This window comes from Aliiglaciecola litoralis (genome assembly GCF_039523355.1).
GTDB classification, from domain to species: domain Bacteria; phylum Pseudomonadota; class Gammaproteobacteria; order Enterobacterales; family Alteromonadaceae; genus Aliiglaciecola; species Aliiglaciecola litoralis.
In genome coordinates this window covers 1-989 of the sequence record NZ_BAAAFD010000043.1, presented here as the reverse complement: position 1 = coordinate 989, position 989 = coordinate 1, and the positions used below count along the sequence as shown (strand labels likewise).

Genomic DNA, 989 nt, shown 5'->3' with positions numbered 1-989 from the left:
TGGAAAACGGTTTTGGCAAGATCAATTGTAATAGTGCTAGTATTTATCATGGTATGGCTCCTTTGGTTTCGACACCTTCACCTTAGTTCATAATGACAAAGGTGGGGAGTCCATACCATTGAGCAAAAGCCAGCTGTTTTTTGTCCGTTTAAGCAACTTGTTATGTACCGCTTTCAACAAGATACATATCTTCAATTTGTTTTACATTAAGTTTTGCAGAGGTTTTCCGCGCTTTTGATAACTGAGCAAAACTCATAAAATTCCATTTATAGATCTCACGATATTCACCGACAGTAAAATTCTCAATCCATTTTATGTTTTCGAATGAGCTTGTTACTGATAAACCGCCAAATATTCCCTTTTTAATCTTAGTTTCAGATTTAAAGCTAAGCCCTGAATCAAGCTCTAGCTCATACGCATAGCTAATTTTACAATTTACCAGTAACTTACGAATTAGCATTTCAAAAGACAGTTCAAACTTTTTAGGGTTGAACCATATAATTAACTCACTGTATTTATGTGCTTTGTAAACTGCATCAACTAGAAATTCAAAGCCCAAATCATTCTCAGTAATTCCACTTAATGCGTAGTAGTCATTGTGGCCTTTTTTCTCTAGTTTATTTTTAAATGCCTTCACTCCACATGAAGCCCCTTTCCTTATTCCATAAGGGCCTCCAATATCGAAGTCTTTAGGTGTTTCTAAGTTACTTTCGAACAAATCCAAAATTGAATTGACCAACATGGGTCTTTCAATAGTTTCTTGGTCTTCATCCAAGACATAAACTTTTATCACTTTAAACTTTTCTTTTTTCTTAAAGAACACTACTGAATTCCAAAAGGTACATAACAGCTTAAAAGGTACATAACGCTTAACATATGGGGCGCAGGCTTGCTGGCTATACTTGCGAAGAATGAGCCGAGCCAGCGAGTATGCGTCCCAATGAGCGCAGCGAATGAACATAATGTGCTTGTTATGTTTTTAGCGCAAG

Annotated in this window: 1 protein-coding gene; it reads right to left on the bottom strand. The window is 36.3% G+C overall.

Annotation, left to right across the window (positions count from 1 at the left end; all coding sequences use genetic code 11):
- Positions 1–160: 160 nt before the first annotated feature.
- On the bottom strand, positions 161–823 hold the full coding sequence (locus tag ABD036_RS19085) for a hypothetical protein (protein ID WP_343862790.1): 663 nt from the start codon (positions 821–823) through the stop codon (positions 161–163).
- Between the last annotated feature and the right edge of the window lie 166 nt (positions 824–989).